Raw genomic sequence first — 6576 nt, forward strand, 5'->3', positions numbered from 1 at the left:
TGCGCGCGCCGTCGACGCCGAGCTTTTGCACCAGCGTCTGCTTGCCGGCCTTGGCGTCCTTGCCGGTGGCCTTGCCCATGGCCTCGGGCGTCGCGGTGACATCGAGAATGTCATCGGCGAGCTGAAAGGCCCGGCCGGCCGCCTCGGCATAGGCGGTGAGCGCGGAGAGGGCGCGGAGGTCTGCCCCGCCCAGAATGGCGCCGATGCGGACGCTGGCGCGGATCAGGGCGCCGGTCTTCATGGCCTGCATGATGGCGATATCGCCCTCGGAAAAGCCGCCCTTTTCGCCCTCGATATCGCGCATCTGGCCGCCGACCATGCCGCCGGCGCCGCTTCCCAGAGCCAGTTCGGTGACGAGGCGAATGCGGGTTTCGGGATCGGCGTGGGTCGCCGGATCGCTGAGCACGGCAAAGGCGTGGGTGAGCAGAGCATCGCCTGCGAGGATGGCCGTAGCGTCGTCGAAGGCCTTGTGCACGGTGGGGCGGCCGCGGCGCAGGTCATCATCATCCATGGCCGGCAGGTCGTCGTGAATCAGCGAATAGCAATGCACCATCTCGACGGCGAGGCCGGCGCGCTGCGAGGCGGCGGGTGGCATCGAAAAGATGGCAGCGGCCTGCCGTACCAGCAGCGGGCGCAGGCGCTTGCCGCCTTCGAGGGCGCCATGGCGCATGGCGGCGACGACGCGGTCGGCAGCCGGGCCTGGGCCGGAAAGCCGCGCACCGGTCAGGTATTCGGAAAGACCGGCCTCAACGGCACGGGCACAATCGGCGCTATCGGCGGAAAAGTCGTACATGGCACGTTGCTAACCCTTTGCCCGGCGGGCGGCAAGGGGACTTCCGGCCTTGGCCATGGGGCCTTCTGCCGCTATCACCGTGCCATGGCACGAAAAGCATCCAAAGGTCTCTGGCGGGCCCTCCGACTCCTTGGCACCGTCATCGCGGTGCTCGTGGCCATTCCGCTGGTGCTGACGCCGGTTTATCTCGTCGTCGACCCCATTTCGGTGCCGATGCTGGAGCGCTATCTCACCGGGCGCCCGGTGACGCGGACCTGGCGCGACATCGACCATGTTTCCGATCGGTTGAAGGCCTCGGTCATCCTCTCCGAGGATGGGCAGTTCTGCCGGCACTGGGGTGTAGATGTTGGTGCGCTGCGGGCGGAGGTCGACAACTTTCTTGCCGGCGAGCCGACGCGCGGGGCCTCGACCCTTACCATGCAGGTGGCGCGTAATCTCTTCCTCTGGAACGACCAGAGCTATGTGCGCAAGGCGCTCGAAATTCCGCTGGCGATCTATGTCGACCTGATCCTGTCCAAGAAGCGGATCATGGAAATCTATCTCAATATTGCCGAATGGGGGCCGGAGGGAGAATTCGGCATCGTGGCCGGGAGTGAACGGGCCTTTGAGCGCCAACCGCAGAACCTTGACTGGCGCACGGCGAGCCTTTTGGCGGTGACCTTGCCCAATCCTCTGGTGCGCAATCCGGCGCGGCCAAATGCGGGGCTGCTGCGGGTCGCGGGGATCGTCGAGGACAGGGCGCGCACCTATGGCACGCGCGCTGCCTGTGTGGGGAAAGACGGTCGGTTGGACCTTTAGGCGTCGTCGCCGCCGCCGTGTTCGCGGACCGCGGTCGTTTCCGGGGCGGGCGGGGTTTCATGCGGGCGGCCGAAATCGGGCGCCGCGGTTTCCTGGCCGGCATTGATGATCGAGCGGCGAATGGCCCGGGTGCGGGTGAACATGGCTTCGAGCGAAGCGCCGTCGCCATTGCGCACGGCGCGCTGCAGCATGGAGAGGTCTTCGAGGAAGCGGCCGAGCATTTCCAGAACCGCGTCGCGATTGGTCAGGAACACGTCGCGCCACATGACCGGATCGGAGGCCGCGATGCGGGTAAAATCGCGAAAACCCGAGGCCGAGAACTTGATGACTTCGGACTGGGTCGCGGTTTCAAGATCGGCCACCGTGCCCACGATGTTGTAGGCGACGAGATGCGGAATGTGGCTGGTGATGGCGAGCACCATATCGTGGTGTTCGGCATCCATGCTTTCGACCTTCGAGCCCATGGCGCGCCAGAAAGCGGCGAGTTTTTCGGTTTCGGCTGCGGGCACTTCCGGGCCGGGTGTCAGCACGCACCAGCGACCGGCAAAAAGCTCGGGGAAGCCAGCCGAGGGGCCGGAATGTTCGGTGCCCGCAATCGGGTGGCCGGGGATGAAATGGACGCCTGAGGGCACATGCGGGCCGACGACCTTGACGACGTGCGCCTTGACCGAGCCGACATCGGACAGGATGGCGCCGGGCTCCAGAGCCGGGCCGATGGCGCGGGCCAAGGCATCATAGGCGCCGACCGGGGCACAGAGGATGACGAGATCGGCGCCGCGCACGGCCTCGGCCGCATCCAGCGTATAGATATCGCCGAGGCCCAGTTCGCGGGCTTCGTCGAGCGTTTCCTGGCGGCGCGTTGCGATGGAAATGACATCGACGAGGCCCTGCCGGCGAGCGGCGAGGGCAATGGAAGAGCCAATAAGGCCGATGCCGATCAGGGCGAGTTTGCGAAAATGCGTGCTCATTGGGCAGACCCCATGGCTTTGAGAATCCCGGCGACGCCACGCATGGCCTCTTCCGAACCGATGGAAATCCTCAGGCCATTGTCGATGCCATAGGATTTCGAGACTTCGCGGACGATGTAGCCGCCGTCCATCAGGACTTCGAAGGCCCTGGCGGCGGTTTCGGCATCGGCGAAGAGGACGAGGATGAAATTGGCCTGGCTCGGCAACACGCGCATGGCATTGCCGCTCAGCTCGGCCGTCAGCCACTCGCGCCATTTGGCATTGTGGGCGCGCAGCTTGGCGTTGAACTCGATATCGCGGGTCGCGGCAGCACCGGCCAATTGGGCAGGCAGATTGACGTTGAAGGGCCCGCGAATGCGGTGCACGGCGTCGATCACATGGTCGGGGCCGACCATCCAGCCGATGCGGGCGGCGGCCAGACCCATCTTGGAGAAGGTGCGGACCATGACGACATTGTCAGCCTCGGCGACGAGCTCCTGGCCGACCGAATAGTCGGCGGCGGTGACATATTCGGCATAGGCGCTGTCGATGACGAGGAGGATGTCGGGACGGAGCGCGGCGTGGAGGCGCCGCACTTCGGCGTCGCTGAGATAGGTGCCGGTGGGGTTGTTGGGATTGGCGAGCCAGATCACCTTGGTCTTTTCCGTCACGGCCGCCAGCAGGGCATCCACGTCGGCGGTGTAATCGGTTTCCTCGACCATGACGATCTTCGCGCCGGTCGCCATGGTGATGATGGGATAGACCGAGAAGCCGTAGCGGTTCATGACCGCTTCGTCGCCTTCGCCAAGATAGATCTGAGCCAGAAGGTGCAGCAGATCGTCCGAACCATTGCCGCAGACGATCGCGCCGGGATCTACGCCATGCACTTCCCCAAGCGCCTCGCGCAGCAGGCGGGAAGAGCCCTCGGGATAGATTTCGAGATGTTCGGCAGCGGCAGCAAAGGCCGCGATGGCCTTGGGGCTGGCGCCGAGGGGGGATTCATTGGCTGAAAGCTTTACCGCCTTGCTGCCGGGTGCGCCTGACTTGCCCGGCATATAGGGCGCGATATCCAGGATTCCGGGCTGCGGCGTGGGGCGATTGGGAGCGGTCATGACGCACTTTTGTGACAGGCGGGATAGGCCGCGCGGAACATATGCAAAGCGGGCGGCAAAGGCAAAGGCTCGTTTGCGTCAGCTCGACCGGGCCGTTGCCGTCGAAAGGCCCGGCAGGCGCACATAGCGTTCGGCGCGCTTGCGGCGCGGCACGGCGGGAAAGGCTTCCTTGCGGGCCCGGACGCAGATGACCCCGCTCATTGGCGGACCAAAGAGCCGACCGACGCGTTCGAAGAAGCGGGCCGAGCGCAGCACCAGCGAGGACTGCATGGGCGGCATGAAGAGGCCATCGCGCCAGGCTTCAGGCACGAAACTGTGGTCGCGCAGCAGCTTTTCGAGCTGTCCGCCGGAATAGGGACTTCCCTGGCCGAACGGGGTAGCCTCGCGCTGGGCCCAGATGCCGCGGCGGCGGGGCACGACCAGCAGCAGGTGGCCGTTCGGGGCGGTGATGCGCCAGAGTTCGCGCATCAGTTCCTCGGCGTCGGCAACGTGTTCGAGCGCGTGCACGGCGATCGTTAGGTCGATCGAGGCGTCGGCCAGCGGCATTTCGAGGGGGTCGCAGAGGACGGTGTGCGATGGACCCTCGCGCGGCCAGGCGGAGGCGCCCTGGCGTTCGGGCATGAAGGCCAGGACGCGTTCGGCGGGGGCCAGTGCGAAACGCAGATAGGGTGTTGCAAAGCCAAGGCCCAGCACGCGACGACCTTTCAGGTCGCCGGCAAGGGCAATGATCTGTTCGCGCACCAGCGCGCGGGAAATCCGCCCGAGGGGAGATTTGTAATAGGCGATCAGGCGGCCGATATCGCTGCTCATGCGCTCAGTCTAGCCAAAGCCATGCGGGTTGTCATCGCGGGGGATCGGGCCTAGCCTTCGCCAAATCTCCAGCGCCTGTTTCGAGGGGTAATAAATGGCCGTGATCGTTGATGTTTTTCCCGCCCGCCAGGACAATTACGGCTATCTCATCCATGATGAAGCGACCGGTCGCACGGCGGCGCTCGATGCGCCGGATGCGGCAGCCATTCGCGCGGCCCTACGCATGCGCAGCTGGACGCTGAGCGATATTTTCATCACCCATCATCATCTCGACCACGTGGAAGGGATTGGCGAATTGAAGGCGGCCTTTGGCTGCCGGGTCGTTGGGCCGCGGGACGAGGCGGACAAGATCGATGGGCTCGATGAGCTGGTCGGCGATGGCGATCGGGTCATGCTCGGGGAGACTACGTTCGATATCATTGCGACGCCCGGTCATACGCTGGGGCATATCGTCTATCATGATCCCAAGGGTGGCCATCTCTTTTCGGCGGATGCGCTGTTTTCGCTCGGGGTGGGGCGGATGTTCGAAGGGACGCCGGGGCCGATGTGGGCAGGACTGGAGCGGTTGCGGGCGCTGCCGGACGAAACGCTGGTCTATTGCGGGCACGAATATACTGAAAGCAATGCGAAATTTGCGCTGAGCGTTGATCCTGACAATACCGTCTTGCAGGCGCGGGCCGCCGAGGTCCGGGCTTTGCGCGTGGCGGGCAAGCCGACCATTCCGTTCGCTCTCGGGGAGGACAAGCAGGCCAATCCGTTCCTCCGCGCCGATGCGCCGGAGGTGGCGCGGCACTATGGCCTCGAGGGGCATCCGGCGGCGGATGTCTTTGCCGCGACGCGCAAGGGCAAGGATAATTTCTGAACCTTTTCCCTGTGCACCGATCACAATTCCGGATCCCAAATCGTTAACAGACTGTTAACGTCTGGCACGTGCCTTGCACCGTAGCGTGCAGGGGTCGGTTGATCTGTGCTGAAACGGAACAGCTGACCCTCGATGACACAGGCGAGGGCCAGAATGAGCGATAGTGAAACAGTCCGCACGCAGCTTCCCGTTCCGGTTGGCATGGCGAGCCCACGCCCCTCCCTCGCCTGGAGCGCGCCGACCGCCGCATTCGTCAGCCAGTTGATCGCCGCGCGGGAGCATCTGCCGGTGCAGCGTGAACGCCGAACGGCGAGTGTCGACCGGGCCGTTGGGGCCTATCGGCAGGGTGCAGGGATTTCCGTGCCGCAGATGCCGCAGGGATATCGCAAGACCGTCGTCGCCTGAGACGCCGAGAAAACAATCCCCGCCCGACAGGAGCGGGGATTTTTGTTTCCGGGGCGGCCGTCAGGTCATCGAGACGTCGCGGCTGGCGCTGGTGATGGAGACGGTGAAGCCGGCGACGACATCGATCAGGCTCATGACCATCAAGAGGAAGAAGACCGAGCTCGAGGCAGCGCCGACGAGCAGGAATTCGACGAGGAAGACGACGAAGAGCAGCATGGAGAGCATGTGCTCGATGATGGAGCTGCGCGCCGTCTGGGTCGATTTCAGCACTTCGAAGAACAGCATGATGATGCCGATGACCAGCAGCAGATCGCCTGCCGTGATCGCCCAGGGCATGCCCGAGGGCATGGGCAGGGAAAAGAGCCCCGCGCCCCAATTGATCGGATTGCCGCCGAAGAACAGGTAGACGACCAGGTTGTAGGCGAGGAAGGGAAAAACCAGCAGCGGCACGATGAAGCTGTTGCCACGGCGTGGCACGGGGTGAGTGGGCAGGACGACGGTTTCCGCCATGAGAGGGCTCCGGTTGGTGCGCGGAGCATGCCAGAGGATGGTTTTGGGCGAAAGGGAGTTGGCGGCGGCGCTGCAGGCGCTAGAAGGGTGACGCCCCAGGAGACGCCAGATGACCGAGACCTGCCCCGTGCCGACGCCAGACGAGCGGCGCTATCTTGAAATTCAGGACAAGGCCGAAGCCCGGCTTTGGGCTGCAGTGATGCAGGCGCTCGACCAGGCGGCAAGTGAGGCGGAGACCGCCATCGCCGCTTCCGGCGTGTCGCTGCCGCCGCCGGCGCGCGACTATTTTGCCGCCTTCGTGCAGCAGCGTCTGTTCGTGACGCTATGCGGAGGTGATCC

At 64.8% G+C, this 6576-nt stretch carries 9 protein-coding genes; 4 read left to right on the plus strand and 5 right to left on the minus strand.

Annotation, left to right across the window (positions count from 1 at the left end; translation table 11 throughout):
* Nucleotides 1-793: polyprenyl synthetase family protein (locus J0I64_RS21680; RefSeq protein WP_291412218.1), on the minus strand; the 793-nt coding region annotated here is incomplete at its 3' end.
* A gap of 84 nt (nucleotides 794-877) precedes the next feature.
* Here J0I64_RS21680 and J0I64_RS21685 point away from each other — a divergent pair.
* On the plus strand, nucleotides 878-1591 hold the full coding sequence (locus tag J0I64_RS21685; protein ID WP_291412219.1) for a transglycosylase domain-containing protein: 714 nt from the start codon (nucleotides 878-880) through the stop codon (nucleotides 1589-1591).
* On the opposite strand, the gene J0I64_RS21690 is transcribed toward J0I64_RS21685, so the two are convergent.
* The 3 genes from J0I64_RS21690 to J0I64_RS21700 all read right to left on the minus strand — a co-directional run bounded on the left by J0I64_RS21690 (nucleotide 1588) and on the right by J0I64_RS21700 (nucleotide 4460).
* The gene (locus J0I64_RS21690) at nucleotides 1588-2559 is read right to left on the minus strand and encodes a prephenate/arogenate dehydrogenase family protein (RefSeq protein WP_291412221.1); all 972 of its coding nucleotides are present in this window, start codon (nucleotides 2557-2559) and stop codon (nucleotides 1588-1590) included. The two genes, J0I64_RS21685 and J0I64_RS21690, sit on opposite strands and share 4 nt — an antisense overlap.
* Nucleotides 2556-3650: a histidinol-phosphate transaminase gene (hisC, locus tag J0I64_RS21695; RefSeq protein WP_291412223.1), complete on the minus strand. Its 1095-nt coding sequence runs from the start codon at nucleotides 3648-3650 to the stop codon at nucleotides 2556-2558. The genes J0I64_RS21690 and hisC overlap by 4 nt, the downstream gene beginning before the upstream one ends.
* A 78-nt stretch (nucleotides 3651-3728) precedes the next feature.
* Nucleotides 3729-4460 carry a class I SAM-dependent methyltransferase gene (locus tag J0I64_RS21700; RefSeq protein WP_291412225.1) on the minus strand — a complete coding sequence of 244 codons (732 nt, stop codon included), beginning with the start codon at nucleotides 4458-4460 and terminating at the stop codon, nucleotides 3729-3731.
* Between the two features lie 94 nt (nucleotides 4461-4554).
* Here J0I64_RS21700 and gloB point away from each other — a divergent pair, with 94 nt between their 5' ends.
* Together gloB and J0I64_RS21710 are read left to right on the plus strand one after the other, a co-directional pair.
* Nucleotides 4555-5322 (plus strand): hydroxyacylglutathione hydrolase, encoded by a 768-nt coding sequence (gene gloB, locus J0I64_RS21705; protein ID WP_291412227.1) that lies wholly within the window; start codon nucleotides 4555-4557, stop codon nucleotides 5320-5322.
* A 153-nt stretch (nucleotides 5323-5475) separates the two neighbouring features.
* Complete coding sequence (locus J0I64_RS21710) at nucleotides 5476-5727, plus strand: hypothetical protein (RefSeq protein ID WP_291412229.1); 252 nt, start codon at nucleotides 5476-5478, stop codon at nucleotides 5725-5727.
* Between the two features lie 60 nt (nucleotides 5728-5787).
* Here J0I64_RS21710 and J0I64_RS21715 read toward each other — a convergent pair whose 3' ends face one another.
* Nucleotides 5788-6237, minus strand: a complete 450-nt coding sequence (locus J0I64_RS21715; RefSeq protein ID WP_291412231.1) for a hypothetical protein — start codon at nucleotides 6235-6237, stop codon at nucleotides 5788-5790.
* Nucleotides 6238-6346: 109 nt separating this feature from the next.
* On the opposite strand from J0I64_RS21715, the gene J0I64_RS21720 reads away from it, so the two are divergent.
* The coding region (locus tag J0I64_RS21720; protein ID WP_291412233.1) for a hypothetical protein at nucleotides 6347-6576 on the plus strand (230 nt) is incomplete at its 3' end.

It is taken from the genome of Devosia sp. (assembly GCF_017307565.1).
In the GTDB taxonomy this organism is placed as follows: Bacteria; Pseudomonadota; Alphaproteobacteria; order Rhizobiales; family Devosiaceae; genus Devosia.